The organism is Aeromonas sp. s3 (assembly GCF_040907805.1).
GTDB classification, from domain to species: domain Bacteria; phylum Pseudomonadota; class Gammaproteobacteria; order Enterobacterales; family Aeromonadaceae; genus Aeromonas; species Aeromonas dhakensis.
The window spans coordinates 62,415-84,912 of record NZ_JBFOCQ010000017.1 but is presented as its reverse complement, the minus strand read 5'-3'; the positions used below and the strand labels follow the sequence as shown (position 1 = coordinate 84,912).

The window sequence follows — 22,498 nt, the reverse complement described above, 5'->3', positions numbered from 1 at the left end:
CAAGCAGGGCCCGCCAGACGGCGGGCCTTTATTACAACCGCGACCCTTTGGAAGCAGTACAGGACAGGAATTGTCTATGTTGAAATTCATTTTTAAACGTCTACTGGAAGCGATCCCGACTCTGCTGGTCTTGATCACCGTCTCCTTCTTCATGATGCGTTTCGCGCCGGGTAACCCCTTCAGCAGCGAACGCACCCTGCCACCCGAAGTGATGGCCAACATCGAAGCCAAATATGGCCTCGACAAGCCGATCGGGGTGCAATATCTCACCTATCTGGGCAACCTGGTGCAGGGGGATCTCGGTCCTTCCTTCAAGTACAAGGACTTCACCGTCAATGATCTGGTGAGCCAGGCACTGCCGGTTTCCGCCAAGATAGGCTCCTTCGCCTTTCTGTTTGCGGTGACGCTGGGGGTCACCTTCGGCACCATTGCCGCCCTCAAACAGAATACCGTCATCGACTACCTGTTGATGTCGTCGGCCATGGCCGGGGTGGTGATCCCGGGCTTTGTGCTGGCGCCCCTGCTGGTGCTGTTTTTCAGTATCCATCTGGGCTGGTTCCCGGCCGGTGGCTGGCAGGGTGGTGGCGTGCAGTTCATGGTGCTGCCGGTGTTCGGCATGATGATGTATTACATCTCCGCCATCTCGCGGATCATGCGGGGCAGCATGATCGAGACCATGAACTCCAACTTCATCCGTACCGCCCGTGCCAAGGGACTGCCGCTGCGCCACATCATCCTGAAACACGCGCTGCGCCCGGCCATGCTGCCGGTGGTCTCCTACCTGGGCCCGGCCTTCGTCGGCATCATCACGGGTTCCGTGGTGATCGAGACCATCTTCGGCCTGCCGGGGATTGGCCAGCTGTTCGTCAACGGTGCCCTCAACCGTGATTACTCCATGGTGCTCGGTCTGACCATTCTGGTCGGTGCCCTCACCATCACCTTTAACGCCGTGGTCGATATTCTCTATGCCTTTATCGATCCCAAGATCCGTTACTAAGCCGGGAGTACATCATGGTTGTCACAACTGAAAAACGCGAAGCCATCGAGGCGTTCGCCCAGAAAGTGGAAGTGGTGGAAGGACGCTCCCTGTGGAAGGATGCCCGTCGCCGTTTCCTGCGCAACAAGGCGGCCCTCACCAGCCTTATCATTCTCTCCATCATCGGCTTGGCAGTGATCGTGGGGCCCCATCTGTCCCAGTACACCTTTGACGATCCTGACTGGGGCGCCATGCAGACCGGCCCCGACATGGAGACCGGCCACTGGTTCGGTACCGACAGCCTGGGGCGCGATCTGTTCGTGCGCACCCTGCTTGGCGGGCGCATCTCGCTGATGGTCGGCATCATGGGGGCCATGGTGGCCGTCATCATCGGCACCCTGTATGGCGCGGCGTCCGGTTTCATCGGCGGTCGGGTCGACAGCCTGATGATGCGGGTACTGGAGATCCTCAACGCCTTCCCCTTCATGTTCTTCGTGATCATGCTGGTGACCTTCTTCGGCCGCAACCTGGCGCTCATCTTCATCGCCATCGGCGCGGTGAGCTGGCTCGACATGGCGCGGATCGTCCGTGGTCAGACCCTGAGCCTCAAGAGCAAGGAGTTCATCGAGGCGGCCCATGTCTGCGGCGTCTCCAAGTGGAAGATCATCACCCGTCACATCGTGCCGAACGTGCTGGGGATAGTGGCGGTCTACGCCACCCTGCTGGTGCCGGGCATGATCATGTTCGAATCCTTCCTGAGCTTCCTGGGGCTGGGTGTGCAAGAGCCCATGACCAGCTGGGGCGCCCTGCTGGATGAAGGCTCCAAGTCGATGGAAGTGGCCATCTGGCAACTCCTGTTCCCCGCCGGTTTCATGGTGGTGACCCTGTTTTGCTTCAACTTCCTCGGGGATGGTCTGCGTGACGCCCTCGATCCGAAGGATCGCTGAGAAAGCGGCGAAAGAGCGTTGGAACAACGCGCCGAAGAGCCGCACAGTGCGGCTCAATCGGGCGGACAGCGCATCGGATCGACAGGAAAACGTCACGAAAGATCGATAAGGAGTTTTTATGAAGTTACTGGATGTAAAAGATCTGCGGGTCGAGTTCAAGACCCCGGACGGCAATGTGGTGGCGGTCAACGACCTCAACTTCTCCCTCTCTGCCGGTGAGACCCTGGGTATCGTCGGGGAGTCCGGTTCGGGCAAGTCCCAGACCGCGTTCGCCATCATGGGGCTGCTGGCCAAGAACGGCATCATCACAGGGTCTGCCAAGTTTCAGGGCGACGAGATCCTCAACCTGCCGGAGCACAAGCTCAACAAGATCCGCTCCGAGAAGATCGCCATGATCTTCCAGGACCCCATGACCTCGCTCAATCCCTACATGAAGGTGAAGGATCAGCTGATGGAAGTGCTGATGCTGCACAAGGGGGTCAGCAAGGCCGAGGCGTTCGAGGAGTCGGTGCGCATGCTGGATGCGGTGAAGATCCCCGAGGCGCGCAAGCGGATGGGGATGTATCCGCACGAGTTCTCCGGCGGCATGCGCCAGCGGGTGATGATCGCCATGGCGCTGTTGTGCCGGCCGCAACTGCTCATCGCCGATGAACCGACCACGGCGCTGGACGTGACGGTACAGGCCCAGATCATGACCCTGATGAACGAGCTCAAGCGCGAGTTCAACACCGCCATCATCATGATCACCCATGACCTTGGCGTGGTGGCCGGCATCTGCGACAAGGTGCTGGTGATGTACGCCGGCCGTACCATGGAGTACGGCAAGGTCAACGACATCTTCTATCGCCCGAGCCACCCCTATACCGAAGGCTTGCTGCGCGCCATTCCCCGCCTCGATACCGAAGGGGAAGTGCTGCCCACCATCCCGGGCAACCCTCCCAACCTGCTGCGTTTGCCCACCGGCTGCCCCTTCCAGGAGCGCTGCCATCGGGTGAGCGAGATTTGCGGCCGGCAATCCCCAGTTCTGACGCCGTTCAACGACGGCCGGGAGCGGGCCTGCCACTGGGTATCGGATGCCATTATCAAGGGAGTGAACTAAATGGGGACTGACAAGAAACTGCTGCTGGAAGTGTCTGACCTCAAGGTCCACTTCAGCATCAAGAGTGACAAGGCCTGGCCCTGGGCCAAACCCTCCGCCCTGAAAGCGGTGGACGGGGTGACTCTGCGCCTGTACGAAGGGGAGACCCTGGGCGTAGTGGGGGAGTCGGGTTGCGGCAAGTCCACCTTTGCCCGGGCGCTGATCGGCCTGGTGCCGGCCACCGACGGCAAGGTGGTGTGGCTTGGCAACGATCTGACCAAGCTCGACCAGAAGGCGCTGCGCGAGAAGCGTAAAGAGATCCAGATGATCTTCCAGGATCCGCTGGCCTCCCTCAACCCGCGCATGACCATAGGTGACATCATCGCCGAGCCCCTCATCACTTTCTACCCGGCCCTGCCGAAGGAGGAGGTGAAAGAGAAGGTGCGCGCCATGATGAGCAAGGTGGGGCTCTTGCCCAACCTGGTCAACCGCTACCCACACGAGTTCTCCGGTGGCCAGTGCCAGCGCATCGGCATCGCCCGGGCGCTGATCCTCGAGCCCAAGATGATCATCTGTGACGAGCCGGTGTCGGCGCTGGATGTGTCGATCCAGGCCCAGGTGGTGAACCTGCTCAAATCCATCCAGAAGGAGATGGGGCTGTCGCTCATCTTCATCGCCCACGACCTGTCGGTGGTCAAGCATATCTCCGACCGGGTGCTGGTGATGTATCTGGGCAATGCGGTGGAGCTGGGGACCGGCAAGGAGATCTTCGCCAACCCCTTGCACCCCTATACCAAGGCGCTGATGTCGGCGGTGCCCATTCCGGATCCGGATCTGGAGCGCAGCAAGACCATCCAGATCCTGGAAGGGGAGCTGCCATCGCCGATGAATCCGCCCTCAGGCTGCGTGTTTCGTACCCGCTGCCCGGTGGCCGGTCCGGAGTGCGCCAAGACCCGGCCCCAGCTTGAGGGCAACTTTGACCATGCGGTCTCCTGCCTCAAGGCCGATCCGCTCTGATGGATGAGTCGCAACGAAAAAACGGGGCGCCCAGATGGCGCCCCATTTTTTTGCGAGAGAGATGAAGATGCCCCTTGGCGTTCGCTTTTGCCGCTGTTACTATCCGCCGCACAAGGGGAGTAACTTCTCGCCGGTTTGTCGTCATTACGGTGCACCCATATCCTGCAGTGCACCCGGCAGCCGGGCAGTCGATGAAAATCGGCTGTAAGTGAGACCTTGCCGAGAGGCAAGGTGTATCTGCTCCAGACGCGAACCCACTGCCTCCCGGCCGTGGGTTTTGTCGTTTTTGGGAGAAGTGAAAATGGGTGAATGGTGGATGTGGGCCGGTTTCTTCAGCATAGTGCTGGTCCTGTTATGGATTGATATCCGCTTTGTCGGTGGCGGCAAGGCGCACAAGGTGTCGCTCAAAGAGGCGGGCATCTGGTCCCTCATCTGGATCAGCGTGGCGCTCCTCTTCAACCTGGCCATCTGGTTCTGGCTGGATCACAGTGCCGGCCGTGAAATTGCCAACCAGAAGGGGCTGGAGTTTCTCACCGGCTACCTCATCGAGAAGGCGCTGGCGGTGGACAACGTCTTCGTCTGGTTGATGCTGTTCGGCTACTTTGCCATTCCGGCCGAGCTGCAGCGCCGGGTGCTGCTGTACGGGGTACTGGGTGCCATCGTGATGCGGGCCGGTATGGTGTTCGCCGGCAGCTGGCTCATCGAGCAGTTCCACTGGATCCTCTACCTGTTCGGCGCCTTCCTGCTGCTGACCGGGGTCAAGATGCTGTGGGCGGCCGACAAGGAGCCCGATCTGGCCAACAACCCGCTGCTGGGCTGGATGCGCCGCCGCTTCAAGGTGACGGAGACCCTGGAGGGGGAGAACTTCTTCGTCTGGCGCGATGGCGTGCGTTACGCAACGCCGCTGTTGCTCATTCTGGTGCTGGTGGAGGTGAGCGATCTCATCTTCGCGGTGGACAGCATCCCGGCCATCTTCGCGGTGACCACGGATCCCTTCATCGTGCTGACCTCCAACATCTTCGCCATCATGGGTCTGCGTGCCATGTACTTCCTGCTGGCCGGCGTGGCCGAGCGCTTCGCCTTGCTGAAATACGGTCTGGCACTGATCCTGATGTTTATCGGGGTCAAGATGCTGCTGCTGGATGTGTTCAAGATCCCCACCGGAATTGCATTGGGTGTGGTTGCGCTGATCCTGCTGGCTTCCATGGGGCTGAGCCTCTGGGTGACCCGCAAGAAAACGGCATAATTGGCAAACAAGCAAAAGGGCTCCCGCGGGAGCCCTTTTTTATGGCAAAGAGTGGCTTAGCGCTTGATCTTCTTGGGGTTGGTGTAACCCCAGATGGTGTACATGTCCGCCAGCAGGGCACCGTTGTACTCCTCCAGATCCGCCTGTTTCACCTCGGCTTCACCCTGGCGGCCAAACAGCACCACCTCGTCACCGGGTTTGACCCCCTTGAGATCGGTCACGTCCACCATGATGGTGTTCATGGAGGTCTTGCCCACCACAGGCACCTTCTGGCCCTGGATCAGCACATAGGCCTTGTTGCTCAGCGCCCGGCGATAGCCGTCGGAGTACCCCAGCGGCAGGTTGGCGAGCCAGGAGTCGCGCTTGAGGGTGAAGGTGCGGTCATAACCGACGGTGTTGCCGGCCGGGTAGTGGTTGACGGAGGCAACCTGGGTCTTGAATGCCATTACCCGCTTGTACTCGGTGTAGGAGGGGATGGAGTCACCGTAGAGCAGGCCGCCCGGGCGCACCATGTCGAAGTAGGCGTCCGGCACTTCCAGGGTGGCGAAGGAGTTGGCGGCGTGGATGGTGATCTTGCTGCGATCCAGCTTGCCCGCTTCCAGCAGCCACTGGGAGTCCAGCTTGAACTGGGCCAGACCCATCTTGACGTCCTCTTTCTCCTCCACCGGGAAGTGGGTCATGATGCCGACCGGGGTGATCCCCTTGAGCTTGAGCATGGCCAGCGCGTCTTCCTTGGAATCAGCCAGACGCAGATCGATGCCGTTGCGGCTCATGCCGGCGGAGTTCAGCGCGATGTGCACCGGGATATTGGTGTGGTGGCGCTGGGCGATGTCGGCGATGCCCTGGGCACTCACCAGGCTGCCAACCAGCTCTTCCATCTTGTAGGGCAGGGCCTGCTCAACCTCATCCGGGGTAGCGGCACGCACCCGCATCAGGCGGCCGGTGAAGCCCTTCTCGCGGGCCACACGGGCCTCTTCGTTGCTGGCGATGCCGATGCAGGGGATGCCGGCTTTGACCACCGAGGGGACCAGCAGGTCGATGCCGTGGCCGTAGGCGTCCGCCTTCATGATGGCGCAGATCTTCGGCCCCTTGTCGCCGAGGCGATCCTTGAGGGTCTGGATGTTGTGCTCGAAGGCGCCGAGATCAACTTCCAGCCAGGCATTGCTGGCGGTCTGCACTTCGCCGTTGCGGTGATCGCTGGCGAGCGGCAGATAGGGGGCTGCGACGGCCTGACCGGCCAGCAGGCCCAGGATCAGGGTGGCCAGCAGTGTCTTCTTGTGCATGGGGTGGTTCCTTTCTTTCTTTATTGTTTGGGTTGAGGTGCATGACGGTCAGCGGGTGACCGTTTTCATGCAGATGGGATAAAGTGTAGCCAAGGCATTGTTATCGTTATGAACTTTGTCAATTTTCCACGGCGCTTTCCCGCCGGGGAGTGTAACGCAAGGTGCCGATCGTGGCACCTTCCGGGAGCCAATAGATGATGAGTCTTGAGTGTCGGGTACCACCGTTGCTGCTGTTTGGCCTGATCGTGGCGGCCATGCTGGGATGGGGCGCGGGTGACGTGAACGGTGGCTGGCCGCTACCGGCCCTGTTGCTGGCCATGCTCGGCAGCCTGTTCGGGCTGGGAGGCGTGCTGCGCTTTCGCCGCCAGGGCACCACGGTGACGCCGCTGCGCCCGGCGCAGGCCAGTGCACTGGTCACCGGGGGGATCTTTCGTGTCAGCCGCAACCCCATGTACCTGGGGCTGCTCTGCTGGACCATGGCGCTGGCCTGTTATCTGGGCGGGCTGCTGGTGTGGCTCGGTCCGCTGCTGCTGTGGGGCTGGCTCAGCCGCTGGCAGATAGTGCCGGAGGAGCGGGCGCTGCAGGGGCGCTTTGGCGAGGCCTATGCCGATTACTGCCGGCGGGTGCGGCGCTGGTGCTAGGGAGCGTGCTGTTGCCATGAGGCACAAGAAAACGGCCCGCAGATGCGGGCCGTTTTGATGGGAGGGCGGGGATCACGCCTTGGCGGTATCCACCTCGCCGAGCGGCGCGGTTTCAGCCAGGCTGTCTTCGCTCTTGGCCACCACGCTGGCGGCGATGGCGTTGCCCAGCACGTTGGTGGCGGAGCGACCCATGTCGAGGAAGTGGTCGATGCCGAGCAGCAGCAGGATGCCCGCTTCCGGGATCTGGAACTGGTTGAGGGTGGCGGCAATCACCACCAGGGAGGCACGCGGTACGCCGGCCATCCCCTTGGAGGTGACCATCAGCAACAGCAGCATGGTGATCTGCTGGGCCATGGAGAGCTCGATGCCGTAGGCCTGGGCGATGAACATCACTGCGAAGGTGCAGTACATCATGGAGCCGTCCAGGTTGAAGGAGTAGCCCATGGGCAGCACGAAGCTGGCGATGCGCTTGTCACAACCAAACTTCTCCAGCCGATCCAGGGTCTTGGGATAGGCGGCCTCGGAGCTGGCGGTGGAGAAGGCCAGCAGGATGGGCTCGCGGATCAGGGCCAGCAAGGTCAGCATGCGGCGGCGGATGAACAGGCTGCCCATGGCGATCAGCAGCAGCCAGAGGCAGCCCAGTGCCAGGTAGAACTGGGCCATGAAGGTGCCGTAGGTAGCGAGGATGCCGAGCCCTTCCTTGGCGACCATGGCGGCGATGGCGCCAAATACCGCGAACGGCGCGAAGTTCATCACGTAGCCGGTCACCTTGAGCATGATCTCGGCGCCGCTGGCCATCAGCATCACCACTGGCTTGGCGGCGTCCCCCAGGGCGGCGGCGGCCAGCCCGAAGAAGAGGGAGAACACCACGATCTGCAGGATCTCGTTAGTGGCCATCGCCTCGACCACGCTTTTCGGGATGGCGTGGGTGACGAAGTCCTTGAGGGAGATGGCAGTGGCGACCACGCCGGAGCTGGCGGTGTCATCGGGCAGGGAGAGGGAGAGCCCCACCCCAGGCTGCATCAGGTGAACCATCACCAGTCCCAGGGTCAGTGACAGCAGGGAGGCGAGCATGAACCAGCCGAGGGTCTTGACGCCGATGCGGCCCACGGTGCGGGTGTCGCCCATCTTGGCGATACCGACCACCAGGGTGGTGAACACCAGGGGGGCGATGATCATCTTGATGAGGCGCAGGAAGATGTCGGTCAGCAGGGTAATGTCGTCGGCAAAGCCGGCGGCCTGGTCAGGAGCAAACATCCGATAGCCCTGACCGGTAAGGATGCCAACCAGCATTGCGATGAGGATGGCAGCCGTCAATTTGTTCATTTTCATGGGGTGGGTCCCAGTTTTGATAAGTGCAGAGCATTTCAAGCGGCAAGGGCGCCACTTCAGTCCGTTTTTGTGATCCGAGCCGTAGATTCCTGACAGCCGGTGTGCTGGCAGCATGCCTAATCCGGGGGGGTAAATCCAGCGCCTTGTAGCAGAATTTTATCTTGCTATTAGGTGTATGTGATATGGATCTTGCAATTTATCTATATTAATCGCTGTTTATTTTGATGTTGGCAAGATAATCAGCTTTCAGGCTTTGGTCGTTTCTTGCCCGTTTGGTGAGGGTGAAGACCAGCAGCGCCGAGATGCGATGCTCCACGGTGCGCTGATCCAGAAAGGGGTCCGGTTCGTCATCATCGAACCCGAACAGGGGGCGGCTCGGGGTCACCCTGACCGCATCCCGCTGCAGGGTCAACTCGTTGACCTCAAGCCACTGATATCCTTCGGCTTGTGCCATTTCGCCCGCCCGTTTCAGCACGTACTTGCGGGCGGTTTCCCGGCTCACCAGATCGTTGCCGACAAACTCCAGCTGCCACTTGTCCGGCCCGAGCCGGGTCTGGGAGAAGCCGGTCTGGCCGTTCCATAACGAGGGTTCGCTGTGATAGGGGGTGGCACAGCCGAGCAGCAGGGCAGCGCAGAGGCAGGCCAGCAGCAGGACGGGCACGGAGGGACGGGGAGAGGGCATCTCGATCACCGGTTGGCAGCAGAGGGCTTCACTACAGCACAAAGCCATGGGGGGCACAATCGGGGGGCCGCTTCCTGCGGTGGCGCGCGGGCAAAAGAAAAAAGGCCTTGTCGTTTGACAAGGCCTTTCTCGGGGAATGATGGTCGGCGTGAGAGGATTTGAACCTCCGACCCCTGACACCCCATGACAGTGCGCTACCTGGCTGCGCTACACGCCGACGAAGTCAGTCTGAGCTGACGGGGGCTGAGTTTATGGAGATGGACCCGGCCTGTCAACAAGGAAACCGCGGCGGCGGTGCGTTCGCCTGCTTTGCGAACAATCGGCGCTCAAAGTGCCGCCACTTGCCCAAAAACCGCCCATCGCGGGGTTGAGAACCGCTTAAAACAAGCAGGCCGCCCGGGTGGACGGCCTGTGGTTATGCGATGGTGACGGTGGCACCGATTGGGAGGGATCAGCGGTTGAAGGTGAGCCGCTTGCCCAGCACCTCGTTGGTGACCTGACCGTTTTGCCAGGCGATCTGGCCGTTGACCAGGGTCATCTCCACCGTGCTGTGGAAACGGTAGCCGTTGAAGGGCGACCAGCCGCACAGGTAGAGCAGGTTGCTGTCGTTGACCACGTAGGGCTTGCCCAGATCCAGCAGCACCAGGTCGGCGAAGTAACCCTCGCGGATGTAGCCGCGATCCTGCACCTGGAAGCGCTCGGCTACCGCGTGGGAGGTCTTCTTGACGATGGTCTCCAGCGAGAATACCCCGTTGTGGTAGAGCTCCAGCAGGGCCAGCAGGGAGTGCTGCACCAGCGGCACGCCGGACGGCGCTTTGAAGTAGCTGTTCTGCTTCTCTTCCCAGGTGTGGGGGGCGTGGTCGGTGGCGATGATGTCGAGCACGTCATTGCGCACCGCATCCAGCAGGGCGTGCTGGTCGGCGGCGCTCTTCACCGCCGGGTTGCACTTGATCTGGCTGCCCAGGGTGTCGTAGTCCGCCTCGTTGAAGAACAGATGGTGAACGCACACCTCGGCGGTGATGTTCTTGTCCTTGAGATCCTTCAGATCCGGGGTGGCGGTGAAGAGCGACAGCTCTTTCGCCGTGGTCAGGTGCAGCACGTGCAGCTTGGCGCCGTACTGCTTAGCCAGGGAGACCGCCAGGCTGGAGGATTTGTAGCAGGCGTCGGCGCTGCGGATGCGGCCGTGCTCGCGCATCGGCACATCTTCGCCCCACTTGGCACGGGCTTCGTCTTCCAGCACCTTGATGGTGGGGGTGTCCTCGCAGTGGGTGACGATCATCACCGGGCTCTCGCGGAAGATGGCGGCCAGGGTCTCCTGGTTGTCCACCAGCATGTTGCCGGTAGAGGCACCCATGAAGATCTTGATGCCGCAGGACTGTTTCGGATCGAGCTTCTTGATCTCTTCCAGGTTGTCGTTGGTGGCGCCGAGGTAGAAGCTGTAGTTGGCGGCGGAGGAGTTGGCGGCTATCTGGTATTTGGCTTCGAGGGCATCGAGGGTGGTGGTCTGGGGATTGACGTTGGGCATTTCCATGAAGCTGGTGGTGCCACCGGCCACGGCGGCCCGGGATTCACTGGCGATGGTCCCCTTGTGGGTCAGCCCGGGCTCCCGGAAATGGACCTGATCATCGATCATTCCGGGGATGAGGTGACGGCCCGCGGCATCGATCACCACTGCATCGGGCGCCTGGATATCCGGGGCGATGCGGGCGATCCGTTCCCCCTCGATCAGCACGTCGGAGGCATAGATGCGGCCTTCGTTGACCAGGGTGGCATTCTTGATAAGCAATTTGTTCATGGGGGGTTCCAGTTCCTTTGCCGATAATCGCGGGTCATAATAGCGCAAACCGCCCTTTCTCTGTAGCAAGGCCTGACTGATGAAGTTATTTGTAAAAGATTTGACCGTGATCGACTCCAGCTACCTGTGCGAACGCCGCGGTATGGTGGGGGAGAGCTGGCTGGTGGACATCGAAATGAGCGGCGAGCTCAACGAGATGAGCATGTTGCTGGACTTCGGCCGGGTCAAGAAACTGATCAAGTCGATCATCGACGACGAGGTGGATCACAAGCTGCTGGTGCCGACCGAGTGCCCCTTGGTGCAGGTGGCCCAGCTGGACGGTGACGAGAGCACCGTCGATCTGCTGCGGCCCGGTCGTTCCATCCACCTGCGCTGCCCGAGCCAGGGCTTTGCCTTCATTCCGGCGCCCCAGGTGGACAAGGAGTCCGTCACCCGCTATCTGCTGGCGGTGCTGGCCAAGCGGCTGCCTGGCAACATCAAGGACTTGTCGCTGACCCTGCGCCAGGAGGCCATCGACGGCGCCTTCTATCACTACAGCCACGGCCTCAAGAAGCACGACGGCAACTGCCAGCGCATCGCCCACGGCCACCGCTCTCCCATCGAGATCCACGTGGACGGCGAGCGTGACCAGGAGCTTGAGCTCAACTGGGCCGAGCGCTGGGCCGACATCTACCTGGGGACCGACGAGGATCGGGTGGCCCTCGGCGATCTCGCGTTGAGCGAGCAGGCCAAGGCCATCCTGCAAGAGGCTGGCGAACACTACGTCGGCTTCAAGTATGTGGCGCCGCAAGGGCTGTTCCAGCTGGCCATGCCGGCGGCGGAGGTGGAGATGATCGACACCGACACCACCATCGAGCTGCTGGCCCACTACATCGCCCGCGAGGTGAAGAAGAGCGTGGGCGACAAGTTCATCAAGATCGTGGCCTATGAAGGAGTGGGCAAGGGCGCCATCGCCTACGCCTGATCCCGCCCGCTTGCCAGTAAAAAACAAGGCCCCGCATCTGCGGGGCCTTGTCGTTGCTGGGGTTGGCGTGGGCGTCAGGCGCTGAGCCGGAAGCGCTTGACCAGGCTCTCCTGCTGCTCGGCCAGCGAGTCGAGCTGCTGGCTGGTTTCGGCCACCCGCTCGATCCCCTGGTAGTTGAGATCCGAGATGTCGGAGATGCGGTTGAGGTTGGTGGCGATGTCGGCACTGGTGGCCTGCTGCTGCTCGGCGGCGGAGGCAATCTGGCTCGACATGTCGCTGATGAGCACCACTATGCCCTGCACCTCCTCCATGGCGTTGTTGGCGTGGGAGCTCTGATCCATGCAGCTGTCCATCTCGCGGGAGCACTCCTGCATCACGGTGACCGCCTTGGCGACCCCCTGCTGCAGGTTCTCGATCATGGTCTGGATCTCGCTGGTGGACTGGGCGGTGCGCCCGGCCAGGCTGCGCACCTCGTCGGCCACTACCGCAAAGCCACGCCCCTGCTCGCCGGCCCGCGCCGCTTCAATGGCGGCATTGAGGGCCAGCAGGTTGGTCTGCTCGGCGATGCCGCGAATGACGTCGAGGATGTTGCCGATCTGGCCGCTCATGGCGCTCACGTCGCCAATCACCTTGCCGGTCTGCTGCAGCTTGCCCGCCAGCTGGTGGGTGGTGGTGATGTTGCCGGCCATCACCTTGCGGCCGGTCTCGGAGGCTTTCTCCACGTCCATCACCCGCTCCAGGGTCTGGTTGGCGGCCTGGGCCACCTCGCGCACCGAGGCCTCCATCTGGGTCATGGCGGCGGCGACCGAGGCGGTCTCCTGGCGCTGTTTCTCCAGATCCGCCCGCACCGATTCGGTGGTGTGGCGGTTGTCATGGGCGGCGTTGTTGAGCTGGTTGGAGGCCTGGGAGAGCTGGCTCAGCACTTCGCCCATCTGCTCGATCAGCAGGTTGACCTGGCTGCCGAGCCGGCCAAATTCGTTGTTGCTGCGAAAACCGATGCGCTGGGTCATGTCGCCCTGGGTCACCTCGGTCAGCACCCGCAGCAGCTCCTTGAGCGGACGGCGAATGGCCTTGCCGAGGGTGTAGGCCACCAGGATGGCGATGGTGATGGCGATGACCAGCGCCACCCCCTGGGTGAGGGTGCTCTGGGTCTGCACCTTGCCGGAGGCGCGGATGCTGTTGTTCATCAGCTGCTGGCTCTGGGCGGTGATCTGCTCGAGCTTGCTCTGGATGTTGACGATGAGCTTGCCGGCCTGCTTGCTCTGCTCGCGCATCCGCTCCTGCTGCTGCATCAGCGCCAGGTACTGGGCCAGCACGCCGTCGCTGGCGGTGGTGTCGCGCACGAAGCCGTGCACGTAGTGGCCCATGTTGTTGTCGAACTCCTTGAGCTCCCCCTGCAGATCCTTGATGGTGCTGTTGAAGCCCTCGATCTGCATCTTGTTGCGCTTGAGCGCCGCCTCGATGGGGGCGGGGATGCTCTGGTTGAGGGCATCCATGGTGGAGAGTTCAATGGCGGAGAGCTTGGTGGTCAGGGTCTCGGAGAGCATCTTGATGAAGCTGTCGTCGATGGTGATCATCATGTCGCCGAGGTTCTTCTTGAACTGGGGCAGGCTGACCTGGAACTGGCCCTTGGCCTGGTTCACCTTGTAGAGCCTGGTGAGCAGGGCCTGGTGTTCGGTGGGCAGGGTCTCGGTCAGCTGCAGGTAGTCCTTGACCAGCTGGTTGAGCGCGCCGAGCTCACTCTGCAGCTCCGGGTGCTCCGCCGCCTGTTGGGCGAGGGTGGCGAGGGTCTGGTCGACCTGCGCCTTGGCCTGCTGCAGCTCGGCTACTTCGGCCGGGATCTGCTTGAGATCCTGCTCGGTCAGCACGTCGGTGAGCCACTTGTTGGCGCTGAGCAGGCTGATCTGGGTCTGGCTGCTGGCGATCACCAGCGGCATGGTCTGCCGGGTGACCTGATCCAGCGCCTGATTGAGCTCGCTCTGGCTGCGGAAGGTGAGTACCGAGGTGGCCGCCATCACGGCCACCAGGATGGCAAAGCCAAGATAGACCCTCTGCAAGATGGAGAGGTCTGACATTGTTTGTTTCATTATTGTCCCGCTGTATATGCAAAAGTCCCTTGCCTGAATACCCCGTCCATTTGATACCCTGCTACCACTGTGGGCGAGCAACGTCGGCAGACGTCTTCCGGCTATCGGTATTTTTAACAATAACTGAAGAGAATGGGACAACGGCTGTGTCAAATGTCGGCTTGTGTCACACTTGCCGGGCCTTGATGACGGGCGTTGGAACCGCTTGAGACAGGCATTGAATTTTCTTTTTCATATAAAGGAGTTATCCATGGCGCAAGAAACCATTTTCAGCAAAATCATCCGCAAAGAGATCCCCGCCGACATCCTTTATCAAGACGACCTGGTGACCGCCTTTCGCGACATCCAGCCCAAGGCCAAGACCCATATCCTGATCATCCCCAACGTGCTGATCCCCACCGTCAACGACGTGGAGCCGGATCACGAGCTGGCGCTGGGCCGGATGTTCACCGTGGCCCGCAAGCTGGCCAGCGAGGCGGGCATTGCGGAGGATGGCTATCGCCTCATCATGAACTGCAACCGCCACGGCGGGCAGGAGGTCTACCACATCCATCTGCATCTGGTCGGCGGCCAGCCGCTGGGACCCCTGCTCAGCCTGTGATGCCGCGCCTGCCGCTGGCCGGCCTGCTGCTGGCCGGTTCCCTGCTGGAGGGGTGTGCCTCCCACTGGCAAGACATGTTCGTCTCCTATTCCGATCAGATGGTGCCGCTGCGCAACCAGCTGCTGCTGGGCCATGCCGCCGAGGCGTTGCCCGAGGTGCGTGACTCCACGCCGGGGGACGATACCTATGTGCTGGACCGGCTGGAGCAGGGGCGCATCGCCTGGCTGGCGAGTCAGGATGCCGCCAGCAAGCAGGCCTTTGCCGCCGCCGACAGCCGGCTGGCGTGGGAAGACAATCAGGCCGAGTACCGGGTCAGCCAGGGGCTGGCCCAGGCGGGCAGCCTGCTTACCAATGACCAGACCATGGCCTACCGGGCGCCCGATTACGAGCGCACCATGCTGCACCACTATCTGGCTCTCAACTACTTGCAGCGCGGGGATGCCGAGGGCGCGCTGGTGGAGGTGCGCCGCGCCAACCAGGTGCAGGAGCAGGCCCTCAAACGGCGGGCCGACGAGGTGCGCAAGGCAAAGCAAAAGAGCGAAGAGGCCGAGGCGGATACCGCAACTGAAGGGGAGATGCGCCAGCTGATGTCGCGCGGCGCCCCCGAGCTCGACCGGCTGATCGGGCGGGTCAAGAACGGTTTTCAAAACGCCTACACCTTCTATTTCTCCGGCGTGCTCTATGAGGCGGCCGGCGATCTCAACGATGCCTGGGTCGACTATCAGCGTGGCTACCAGATAGCACCGGACAACCGGAGCCTGCAGGATGCCTTGCTGCGCCTGGCTGTGCTTCGTGGTGCCGCGGACGAGATCCGTGAGACCGAGAAAAAGGTGGGCCGCAAGGCACCGCCCCTGGCCAAGAGTCAGGGCCAGCTGGTGGTGCTGTTTGAAGATGGGCTGATCCCGGCACGGCGCGAGCTGTTCCTGCCGCTGCCTATCTCCACCTCCGGCGGCGATTTTCGCACCTTTACCGTCGCCATCCCCTATTACGATAATCGGGCCAGCGACACCGGGCCGCTCACGGTATCGGTGGGCAAGCGGGTCGAGCAAACCAGCGAGCTGGTCAGGCTGGAGGCGCTGGCGGCCAAAGATCTGCAGGAGCGGCTGCCCGGCATGCTGACCCGCCAGGCCCTGCGACTGGTGGCCAAGGAGCAGGTGCGGCGCACTGCGGCCAAGGAGGGGGGCGATGTGGGCAACATTCTGGTCGGCATCTTCAATACCCTCTCGGAGCGGGCCGACACCCGCAGCTGGCTGACGCTGCCGGCGCAGGCATCGAGCTGGCAGGGTATGCTGCCGGTGGGCGACGTGAACCTTACCCTCAGTACCGGTATAGGCGCCGGGGCAGCCCAGCGGCAATTGCCGCTCACCATCCACCAGGGACGCACCACCCTGGTGTGGGTGCAGCGCCTCGGTGCCGGGCTGACGACCCGGGTGATGCCGCTGTGACGGCGAACGATGGCAATACACATGAGTGACCGGTTCGGCCCTTGGCCGCCGGCGAGGAGAACAAGATGAAAGCACACGGGTTGGCTCTGGGCCTGGTTCTGCTGCTGGCAGGCTGTGCCACCAATACCTCCGGCGTGGCGCTCTATGGGGCGGCGGGTGCCGCGCCAGTGGCGGAGCAGCATCAAAACGTCAATGTCACCCTGACCGAGCTCAGCCGGCGCGAACAGAACGGCCTGCTGCAGGTCAATGTGGCGGCGGCCAGCACCCAGCGCGGTGACAACAAGCTGCAATACCTGTTCTATTGGTATGATGAGGCGGGGCAGGAGGTGGCCAGCGATGGCCGCGGCTGGACGCCGCTCAAGCTGCACGGCTATCAGACCCGCACCCTGTCTGCCCTGGCGCCGAGCCCGGCCGCCCGGGGCTACCGGATTTACGTACGCGAAGTGATTGAGGAATCCTACTGATGAAAATGAATCATGCCCTGCTGATATTGACCGGCGCCCTGCTGCTGGGCGGCTGCTCCAGCACCACCGTCAGCTATGGCGATCCGACCGAAACCGAGACGGTGACCGTCGATTACGGTTCAAGCGATCTGCAGGCCATCGCCGACAAGATGGCGGATTCCATGCTGGCGTCGCCGGCCACCAGCGAGATCACCGCCGGCGGCCGTCCGGTGATGTTCATGGACTCCATCCGCAACAAGACCTCCGAGCACATCGACACCGAGGCCATCACCGACACCATCCGCACCAAGCTGCTGCGGGCCGGCAAGTTCCGCTTCGTCGACATGAGCAAGGTGGCGGCGGTCAAGCAGCAGCTTGAATACCAGCAGAGCAGCGGCATGGTGGATCCCGCCTCCATGGTGCGCCTGGGCAAGCAGACCGGTGCTCGCTACATGGTCTATGGCAACCTCGCCAGCATCGTCAAGGACAACGGCAAGGTGAAGGATGTCTACTACCAGATGACCATGAACCTGATGGATCTGCAAAACGGCGAACTGCTGTGGGCCGATCAGAAAGAGATCCGCAAGCAGGCCAAGAAGTCCACCTTTGGCTGGTAAGTCGAGCGAGGTCTCTCTGGCGGCCGCCGAGCGCGCCCTGCTGGCCCGCCTGCCGCCACCCTGGCGCTCGGGTCGGCTGGAACCATTGGCCAGCGGTCTGACCAACTGCAACTATCGACTGCGCCTCCCCTCGGGGCGCAGTCACTTTTTGCGCCAGGGCCACCCAGATCCGGTGCGTCTTGGCATCGATCGGGCCACCGAATGGCAGCTCTATCAGGGGGCCGTGGGGCAGGGACTGGCCTTGCCCTGCCATCACAGCGATCCCGCCACTGGCCTGATGCTGCTGGAGTGGTGCGACGAGCCGAACTGGCTGGCGGCGCCGCCCCCGGCTGCGTTGCAGCCAGCGCTGCTGGCCGGGGTGCTGACGCGACTGCACCGGTTGCCGGTGCCGACCGTGGTGATGGCGGTGCGGGCCCACAGCGCCGGTTATCGTGGCCGGCTGGCCCGAGTGCCGACCTGGTTGCCGGCGCTGGAGCGGGGGCTGCTGGCCAGCCGCGAGCCCGCCGATTGCTGGCTCCCTTGCCATCATGATCTCAATCCGGCTAATTTGTTGGGGAGCCGGCCCTGGGTCATCGACTGGGAGTATGGCGCCGCCGGGCATCCCGGTTTCGAGGTGGCCAGCATCCAGCGCACCCACAACTGGCAGGAGGCCCAGCGCGAGGCACTGGAGCAGGCCTACTGCGAGCGGGCAGGGCAGCCGGTCGGCCCGCGCGGCTTTCAGAGCCGGGCCTTTTTGCCCTGGGTCGACTATATAGGGCTGCTGTGGGCGCTGCTGATGGCCGAGCAGCAGCCGGGGCCTGACTACCAGGCGCTGATCGATCTCAACCGGCAGCGGCTGGAGTAGAGGGTCAGGCATTGTGAATCATCCGTATCGACAACCCTGTTTCATCAACATTGGAGCCCTGCATGGTGACCACCTTTTCCTGGCGCAAGCCCAGTAGCTGGAGTCTGCTGCTGCTCTGTCTGCTGCTGGCCGGCTGCTCCACCCGGGTCGTCTATTACTGGCTCGACGTGGCCATCGTCTGGCAGCTGGACGACTACTTCTCGCTGGATCACAGCCAGAAGCGGCTGCTGGACAACGAAGTGAAGGGGTTGATGGCCTGGCACCGCCAGTATGAGGTACCGCGCTACGCCAAGGATCTCGATGCGCTGGCCAAGGCGGTGGCGAGCCCCATGACCCCGGCCCAGGTCTCCCGCCATCTGGATGCGGCCCAGCAGAGCCTGACCCGCACCCTGGAGGACACGGTGCCGCGGGCGGTGCGGTTGGCGCGTACCCTGACCGAGGCGCAGGTGGCCATGTTCATGAAGGACAGGCTGACCCGTCAGGCCGAGCGGGAAAAAGAGTTTGCCGACAAGCCCAGGGAGGAGATGCTCAAGGAATTTCGCGACAAGATGAACGAGCGGCTGGTGTTCTGGATTGGCGAGGTGAAGCCGGCCCAGGCCCCGCTGGTGGCCCAGTGGGCCCAGTGGCAGTACGAACTGCAGGCCCCCTGGCTTGAGTTTCAGACCGCCTGGACCAAGGAGCTGGATCGGCTGATGAAGCAGCGCCAGAGCCAGGACTTCGGCGCCCAGCTCACCGCTCTGCTGCAACAGGGGGACGGCCTGATGGATGGTCGCTTCACCGGCTACACCGATCAGTCGCGCCAGCGCACCGTCAACTGGCTGAGCGATCTCAGCCAGTCGCTGGACATCTCCCAGCGGGCCCATCTCTACAGCCTGCTCAAGGGATATGCCCGCGATTTCAGGCAGATGTCTGAGGGGTAATGGTTGCGGCCAGCCTGTGGGGAAGGGGGTTGGTGACCCCCTTCATCCTTGTTCCAACGGGCCCCCTGTGGTAGTTTGCCCTTTCTATTATGCGGGAATTAACTTTTTGAACCTGACCGACAAAGTGAAACTGGCGCTGATGACCCTGCTCATCACCCTCGCTCTGTTGTTCTCCACCCTCTCGGTGGAGGGTTTTTCCCTGCCCGTATCCCAGCATCACGCCCAGCATGGTCAGTTGATGGATGACGCCGCGGCGGCGTCCGACGCAGGCCAGGTGATCCACAGTGCCAGCGACAGCGACGACGGCATCGTCAAGTTCGTCAGCTCCCACCAGAATCATCTGCTGCGGCTCGAGCACTCCCTGCGCAGCGATAACCAGCCCGGCAGCGTGGTGTACGAGCTTGTCACCAGCTGGTCCCAACAGGCGATCCTGCTGCTGCTGTGCGGCCTGTTGTTCTATGCCGCCCTCTTCTATCGCAAGCACAGTTTCCGCGATCGGTTTGCCACCATCCATCGGCACCGGTTGCAACGCCAGCACCTGCAATACCGTTTCTGTCAGAGCTACCTCGCCTGATCCCGATGGGGTCCGGTCCTTCATACCACCTCATCGCCTCCTGATGCCTGCTCACCGCGCGTGAGCGGGCCACTGTCTCATTCCTGTTTTTTTGCGTGCCGCCGCCCGGGCGTGGCGAGTGCGCCGCCTTCTCCTGACAGAGGCTGATTTCATGAGAAAAAAGAGTCGTATCACCTTGAACCGCATGAACATGTGGCAGTACGCCCTGCTGCTGCTCATGCTGCTCACCTTTGCGTTTTACTCCCTGCCCACCTTCTTCGGTGAGCAGCCTTCCCTTGGTCTGCACGGCCAGACCAGCCTGACCGAGGCGCAGCGTACCCTGCTGGCCGACAACCGCATCGAGCCACTCAAGCAGGTGCAACAGGGCGAGCGGGTCGAGCTGGTGTTTGCCAGCCAGGCCGAACAGCAGCGCGCCAAGCAGCTGCTGGAGCAGCAGGGCCATGACAGCTCGGCGCTGACTCTGGAGTTCTACTCCAACGCCCCGGGCTGGATCAGCCAGCTCGGCGCTGCCCCCATCAAGCTCGGGCTGGATCTGCGCGGTGGCTCCCAGCTGCTGATCGGGGTCGATCTGAGCTTCGTTATCGACAACCAGACCAAGAACCTGGTGGACATGCTGCGCACCCAGTTTCGCGAGGCGCGCCTGCGCGGCGCCAACGTAGCCAGGGTGAGCGAAGGGGAGGTGAGGGTGACCCTGCCTGAGGTGGCCGATCAGGCGCCCTGGCTTACCATCATCAAGGATTCCGCCGGCACCCGCCAGGATCAGTGGACCCTCAAGCGCAGCGGCAACGAGCTGCGATTGGTGATGAGCGAGGCCGAGCGCACCCTGCTGGCCAACAACGCGGTGACCCAGAACCTGTCGATCCTGAAAAAGCGGATCAACGAGCTTGGCATCGTCGAGGCCTCGGTGCAGCGCCAGGGGCAGGACGGCATCCGCATCGAGCTGCCGGGGGTGCACAATCCCAAGCAGGCGAAAGAGGTGATCGGGGCTACCGCCTCGCTGGCCTTCTACGAGGCCCAGGCCGACAGCCGCTTCTTCATGGCGGATCGCAGCGGCCAGGCGATTGGGTTGGCTCGCAAGCCGGTGCTGACCGGTGAGCACATCGTCGATGCTCGCGCCAACATGGGTGAGATGGGGCAACCCCAGGTCAACATCGTGCTCGACAGCCTGGGCGGCAGCAAGATGAACCAGTTCAGCCGCCAGCACGTGGGCAAGCCGATGGCCACCGTCTTCACCGAGTACAAGACCAACGCCCAGGGCAAGCTGCGGGCCCAGAGCGAGGTGATCAACGTCGCCACCATCCAGACCGCCCTTGGCAACCAGTTCCGCATCACCGGGATTGGCAGCGTACCGGAAGCCCAGGAGCTGGCCATGCTGCTGCGGGCCGGCGCCCTCACCGCGCCCCTCAAGATCCTGGAAGAGCGCAGCATAGGCCCGACCCTGGGTCTGCAGAACATAGAGGCGGGCTTCACCGCGCTGGCGTTCGGCATGGCGGGCATGATGTTGTTCATGATGGCCTGGTATCGCAAGTTCGGTTGGGTCGCCATCACGGCGCTCATTGCCAACCTCTTGATGCAGGTGGGTATGCTGGCAGTGCTGCCGGGGGCCGTGCTGACCCTGCCGGGGATCGCCGGCCTGGTGCTCACCGTCGGCATGGCGGTGGATACCCATGTGCTCATTTTTGAGCGGATCAAGGATCGGCTGCGGGAAGGGGGCTCGCTGGCCAACGCCATCGACTTCGGTTACCGCTCGGCGTTTCGCACCATCTTCGATGCCAACATCACCACCCTGATCTGCGCCGTGGTGCTCTATGCCATCGGCTCCGGGCCGCTGCAGGGCTTCTCCATCACCCTGATCCTGGGCCTCATCTCCAGCATGGTGACCGGCATCTGGGGCACGCGCGCCATCATCAACCCCCTGTGGGGCAAGAGCAGCGCCAAGCTGCTGAGGGTGTGACCATGACTGACCACCACCTGTGTCATCGCGCCGCGCGTTCGAGCCTGCTCCGCGCCCGCGTCACGCGCTTCCCTGCGGGAAGCCCGAGCCATCTGCTGTCGAGGGAAGAAGAATGCTGAGAATGATCATTGCCATGGGGCTGACCCGCTGGCGTTACATCGGCCTGTGGGCCTCCGTGCTGCTGACCGTGGTGAGCATCGCGGTGCTCGCCATCAACGGCCTCTCCCTCGGCCTCGACTTCACCGGCGGCATCCTGCTGGAGTTTCGCATCCAGACCCTGAAGGAGGCCCATGAGCTCAACGCACTGTTGACGGCCCCCCTGGCGGGCGTGGTCGAGCTGCACGGCGCCGGCGTGCCCGGCGAGTGGCTGATCAAGCTGCCGCCCCACGAGCTGCCCTGGCCGGCCGAGGAGCTGGCGGTGATGCTGGGTCAGCAGCTCAACCTGCCGGTGGAGCTGCTGCGCACCACCATCGTCGGCCCCCAGGTGGGCGCCGAGCTGTTCCAGCAGGGGATGCTGGCGGTGCTGGTGGCCTCCTTGGCCATCTCCGCCTACCTGGCGGTGCGCTTCGAGTGGCGCCAAGCCATCGGCATCCTGGTGTCGGTGCTGCACGACGGTCTGGTGGCGCTGGGGCTGCTGGCGCTGTTCAACATCGAGTTCGATCTCAACGTCATCGCCGGCCTGATGGCGGTGATCGGCTACTCCCTCAACGACAGCATCGTCATCTCCGACCGCTTGCGGGACCTGCTCAGCTCGCGCACCCAGATGGGGATCCATGACTGCTCCGACGTGGCCATCAAGGCTACCTTCAGCCGCACCATGATCACCTCGGGCACCACCCTGTTCACGGTGGGGGCCCTGCTGCTGTTCGGTGGCGACGCCCTCTACGGTTTCTCCTTCACCCTGTTCGCCGGCATTCTGGTGGGCACCATCTCCTCCATTACGGTGGCCTCCACCGTGCAGGAGTTGCTGGGGCTCACGCCGCAGGCTTACCAGAAAAAAGAAGAGGAGCTGGCGGAGGCGGCGTGACCTTTATCGACGGCCACCAAACTGT

At 62.7% G+C, this 22,498-nt stretch carries 21 protein-coding genes and 1 tRNA gene; 16 read left to right on the top strand and 6 right to left on the bottom strand.

Features of this window, described 5'->3' with window-relative positions; genetic code table 11:
• Nucleotides 1–76: 76 nt before the first annotated feature.
• The 5 genes from oppB (at nucleotide 77) to AB5Y98_RS09150 (ending at nucleotide 5,264) form a co-directional block, all read left to right on the top strand.
• On the top strand, nucleotides 77–997 hold the full coding sequence (oppB, locus tag AB5Y98_RS09170; RefSeq protein WP_005302198.1) for an oligopeptide ABC transporter permease OppB: 921 nt from the start codon (nucleotides 77–79) through the stop codon (nucleotides 995–997).
• A gap of 14 nt (nucleotides 998–1,011) precedes the next feature.
• Nucleotides 1,012–1,923 carry an oligopeptide ABC transporter permease OppC gene (gene oppC, locus AB5Y98_RS09165; RefSeq protein WP_005302192.1) on the top strand — a complete coding sequence of 304 codons (912 nt, stop codon included), beginning with the start codon at nucleotides 1,012–1,014 and terminating at the stop codon, nucleotides 1,921–1,923.
• 118 nt (nucleotides 1,924–2,041) lie between these two features.
• A complete protein-coding gene (locus tag AB5Y98_RS09160) occupies nucleotides 2,042–3,022 on the top strand; it encodes an ABC transporter ATP-binding protein (protein WP_005302188.1) in 981 nt (326 codons plus the stop codon).
• A complete protein-coding gene (gene oppF / locus AB5Y98_RS09155; protein WP_005302185.1) occupies nucleotides 3,023–4,018 on the top strand; it encodes a murein tripeptide/oligopeptide ABC transporter ATP binding protein OppF in 996 nt (331 codons plus the stop codon). It begins immediately after the preceding gene.
• A gap of 301 nt (nucleotides 4,019–4,319) precedes the next feature.
• A complete protein-coding gene (locus AB5Y98_RS09150) occupies nucleotides 4,320–5,264 on the top strand; it encodes a TerC family protein (RefSeq protein WP_017784054.1) in 945 nt (314 codons plus the stop codon).
• Nucleotides 5,265–5,320: 56 nt separating this feature from the next.
• On the opposite strand, the gene alr is transcribed toward AB5Y98_RS09150, so the two are convergent.
• The gene (gene alr / locus AB5Y98_RS09145; RefSeq protein ID WP_005302179.1) at nucleotides 5,321–6,547 is read right to left on the bottom strand and encodes an alanine racemase; all 1,227 of its coding nucleotides are present in this window, start codon (nucleotides 6,545–6,547) and stop codon (nucleotides 5,321–5,323) included.
• 194 nt (nucleotides 6,548–6,741) lie between these two features.
• Between alr and AB5Y98_RS09140 the strand changes: the two genes are divergently transcribed.
• Nucleotides 6,742–7,188, top strand: a complete 447-nt coding sequence (locus tag AB5Y98_RS09140) for an isoprenylcysteine carboxylmethyltransferase family protein (RefSeq protein WP_213343588.1) — start codon at nucleotides 6,742–6,744, stop codon at nucleotides 7,186–7,188.
• Nucleotides 7,189–7,260: 72 nt separating this feature from the next.
• Here the strand turns inward: AB5Y98_RS09140 and AB5Y98_RS09135 are convergent, their stop codons facing one another.
• From AB5Y98_RS09135 to AB5Y98_RS09120, 4 genes are all read right to left on the bottom strand, one after another.
• Nucleotides 7,261–8,520, bottom strand: coding sequence for a dicarboxylate/amino acid:cation symporter (locus AB5Y98_RS09135; RefSeq protein ID WP_368231783.1), 1,260 nt, complete (start codon nucleotides 8,518–8,520; stop codon nucleotides 7,261–7,263).
• 205 nt (nucleotides 8,521–8,725) lie between these two features.
• Nucleotides 8,726–9,202 carry a hypothetical protein gene (locus AB5Y98_RS09130; RefSeq protein ID WP_368231822.1) on the bottom strand — a complete coding sequence of 159 codons (477 nt, stop codon included), beginning with the start codon at nucleotides 9,200–9,202 and terminating at the stop codon, nucleotides 8,726–8,728.
• Nucleotides 9,203–9,342: 140 nt separating this feature from the next.
• Nucleotides 9,343–9,419 (bottom strand) — tRNA-Pro (locus AB5Y98_RS09125).
• A 234-nt stretch (nucleotides 9,420–9,653) separates the two neighbouring features.
• A complete protein-coding gene (locus AB5Y98_RS09120; protein WP_017764225.1) occupies nucleotides 9,654–10,997 on the bottom strand; it encodes a dihydroorotase in 1,344 nt (447 codons plus the stop codon).
• A 79-nt stretch (nucleotides 10,998–11,076) separates the two neighbouring features.
• Here AB5Y98_RS09120 and AB5Y98_RS09115 point away from each other — a divergent pair, with 79 nt between their 5' ends.
• On the top strand, nucleotides 11,077–11,961 hold the full coding sequence (locus AB5Y98_RS09115; protein ID WP_029302773.1) for a 6-carboxytetrahydropterin synthase: 885 nt from the start codon (nucleotides 11,077–11,079) through the stop codon (nucleotides 11,959–11,961).
• A 74-nt stretch (nucleotides 11,962–12,035) separates the two neighbouring features.
• On the opposite strand, the gene AB5Y98_RS09110 is transcribed toward AB5Y98_RS09115, so the two are convergent.
• Nucleotides 12,036–14,036, bottom strand: a complete 2,001-nt coding sequence (locus AB5Y98_RS09110) for a methyl-accepting chemotaxis protein (protein ID WP_240035968.1) — start codon at nucleotides 14,034–14,036, stop codon at nucleotides 12,036–12,038.
• A 262-nt stretch (nucleotides 14,037–14,298) separates the two neighbouring features.
• Between AB5Y98_RS09110 and hinT the strand changes: the two genes are divergently transcribed.
• The 9 genes from hinT (at nucleotide 14,299) to secF (ending at nucleotide 22,473) form a co-directional block, all read left to right on the top strand.
• Entirely contained in the window at nucleotides 14,299–14,649 is a 351-nt protein-coding gene (hinT, locus tag AB5Y98_RS09105) for a purine nucleoside phosphoramidase (protein ID WP_010633658.1), read from the top strand.
• On the top strand, nucleotides 14,649–16,094 hold the full coding sequence (locus tag AB5Y98_RS09100; RefSeq protein WP_368231782.1) for a COG3014 family protein: 1,446 nt from the start codon (nucleotides 14,649–14,651) through the stop codon (nucleotides 16,092–16,094). Before hinT ends, AB5Y98_RS09100 begins: the two co-directional genes overlap by 1 nt.
• A gap of 65 nt (nucleotides 16,095–16,159) precedes the next feature.
• A complete protein-coding gene (locus AB5Y98_RS09095) occupies nucleotides 16,160–16,558 on the top strand; it encodes a YcfL family protein (RefSeq protein WP_010633660.1) in 399 nt (132 codons plus the stop codon).
• Entirely contained in the window at nucleotides 16,558–17,154 is a 597-nt protein-coding gene (gene lpoB / locus AB5Y98_RS09090; RefSeq protein WP_005302153.1) for a penicillin-binding protein activator LpoB, read from the top strand. The genes AB5Y98_RS09095 and lpoB overlap by 1 nt, the downstream gene beginning before the upstream one ends.
• Nucleotides 17,144–17,998, top strand: coding sequence for a phosphotransferase (locus tag AB5Y98_RS09085; protein ID WP_368231781.1), 855 nt, complete (start codon nucleotides 17,144–17,146; stop codon nucleotides 17,996–17,998). Before lpoB ends, AB5Y98_RS09085 begins: the two co-directional genes overlap by 11 nt.
• A 62-nt stretch (nucleotides 17,999–18,060) precedes the next feature.
• Nucleotides 18,061–18,918, top strand: a complete 858-nt coding sequence (locus AB5Y98_RS09080; protein ID WP_368231780.1) for a DUF6279 family lipoprotein — start codon at nucleotides 18,061–18,063, stop codon at nucleotides 18,916–18,918.
• Between the two features lie 67 nt (nucleotides 18,919–18,985).
• A complete protein-coding gene (locus tag AB5Y98_RS09075; RefSeq protein WP_139430534.1) occupies nucleotides 18,986–19,492 on the top strand; it encodes a hypothetical protein in 507 nt (168 codons plus the stop codon).
• A gap of 151 nt (nucleotides 19,493–19,643) precedes the next feature.
• Nucleotides 19,644–21,446: a protein translocase subunit SecD gene (gene secD / locus AB5Y98_RS09070; protein WP_368231779.1), complete on the top strand. Its 1,803-nt coding sequence runs from the start codon at nucleotides 19,644–19,646 to the stop codon at nucleotides 21,444–21,446.
• Between the two features lie 112 nt (nucleotides 21,447–21,558).
• Entirely contained in the window at nucleotides 21,559–22,473 is a 915-nt protein-coding gene (gene secF / locus AB5Y98_RS09065) for a protein translocase subunit SecF (protein WP_279461587.1), read from the top strand.
• Nucleotides 22,474–22,498 lie beyond the last annotated feature (25 nt).

Coding starts and splice junctions, on each gene's coding strand:
- AB5Y98_RS09140 (WP_213343588.1), top strand. CDS start 6,742: ATGATGAGTCTTGAGTGTCGGGTACCACCGTTGCTGCTGTTTGGCCTG.
- AB5Y98_RS09095 (WP_010633660.1), top strand. CDS start 16,160: ATGAAAGCACACGGGTTGGCTCTGGGCCTGGTTCTGCTGCTGGCAGGC.
- AB5Y98_RS09110 (WP_240035968.1), bottom strand. CDS start 14,036: ATGTCAGACCTCTCCATCTTGCAGAGGGTCTATCTTGGCTTTGCCATC.
- AB5Y98_RS09135 (WP_368231783.1), bottom strand. CDS start 8,520: ATGAAAATGAACAAATTGACGGCTGCCATCCTCATCGCAATGCTGGTT.
- AB5Y98_RS09100 (WP_368231782.1), top strand. CDS start 14,649: ATGCCGCGCCTGCCGCTGGCCGGCCTGCTGCTGGCCGGTTCCCTGCTG.
- lpoB (WP_005302153.1), top strand. CDS start 16,558: ATGAAAATGAATCATGCCCTGCTGATATTGACCGGCGCCCTGCTGCTG.
- oppB (WP_005302198.1), top strand. CDS start 77: ATGTTGAAATTCATTTTTAAACGTCTACTGGAAGCGATCCCGACTCTG.
- AB5Y98_RS09130 (WP_368231822.1), bottom strand. CDS start 9,202: ATGCCCTCTCCCCGTCCCTCCGTGCCCGTCCTGCTGCTGGCCTGCCTC.
- alr (WP_005302179.1), bottom strand. CDS start 6,547: ATGCACAAGAAGACACTGCTGGCCACCCTGATCCTGGGCCTGCTGGCC.
- AB5Y98_RS09150 (WP_017784054.1), top strand. CDS start 4,320: ATGGGTGAATGGTGGATGTGGGCCGGTTTCTTCAGCATAGTGCTGGTC.
- AB5Y98_RS09080 (WP_368231780.1), top strand. CDS start 18,061: ATGGTGACCACCTTTTCCTGGCGCAAGCCCAGTAGCTGGAGTCTGCTG.
- secD (WP_368231779.1), top strand. CDS start 19,644: ATGAGAAAAAAGAGTCGTATCACCTTGAACCGCATGAACATGTGGCAG.
- AB5Y98_RS09120 (WP_017764225.1), bottom strand. CDS start 10,997: ATGAACAAATTGCTTATCAAGAATGCCACCCTGGTCAACGAAGGCCGC.
- hinT (WP_010633658.1), top strand. CDS start 14,299: ATGGCGCAAGAAACCATTTTCAGCAAAATCATCCGCAAAGAGATCCCC.
- oppC (WP_005302192.1), top strand. CDS start 1,012: ATGGTTGTCACAACTGAAAAACGCGAAGCCATCGAGGCGTTCGCCCAG.
- AB5Y98_RS09160 (WP_005302188.1), top strand. CDS start 2,042: ATGAAGTTACTGGATGTAAAAGATCTGCGGGTCGAGTTCAAGACCCCG.
- AB5Y98_RS09115 (WP_029302773.1), top strand. CDS start 11,077: ATGAAGTTATTTGTAAAAGATTTGACCGTGATCGACTCCAGCTACCTG.
- oppF (WP_005302185.1), top strand. CDS start 3,023: ATGGGGACTGACAAGAAACTGCTGCTGGAAGTGTCTGACCTCAAGGTC.
- secF (WP_279461587.1), top strand. CDS start 21,559: ATGCTGAGAATGATCATTGCCATGGGGCTGACCCGCTGGCGTTACATC.